This window comes from Anaerovorax odorimutans (assembly GCF_024459955.1).
In the GTDB taxonomy this organism is placed as follows: Bacteria; Bacillota; Clostridia; order Peptostreptococcales; family Anaerovoracaceae; genus Hominibacterium; species Hominibacterium odorimutans_A.
This window is the reverse complement of the sequence record NZ_JANFXK010000292.1, coordinates 1-203: the sequence shown is the minus strand read 5'-3', so window position 1 is coordinate 203 and position 203 is coordinate 1. Positions and strand designations below refer to the sequence as shown.

Here is a 203-nt window from a genome sequence, read left to right as displayed (position 1 = left end):
GTTGAAACCTCATAACTGCCCGCCTGCCTCGAGAATATCCATCAGCACTGCATCACCGACAATCTGCATCCGATCCAGGAATTGATCAACGCTTTCTTTACTGTCAGCCCATCCCGTTATAAAACCAAGGCCGTGGAGCTCCCGCATCTTTTTCATTTGCAGCGGTGTCGGTTTCTTTCCTGGCGCTTTCAGCTCGATGAACG

1 pseudogene is annotated in these 203 nt (G+C 50.7%); it reads right to left on the bottom strand.

Annotated features, from left to right (window positions below):
• Positions 1 to 9 precede the first annotated feature (9 nt).
• Positions 10 to 203, bottom strand: a pseudogene (locus NE619_RS18825) (hypothetical protein); the annotation flags it as partial.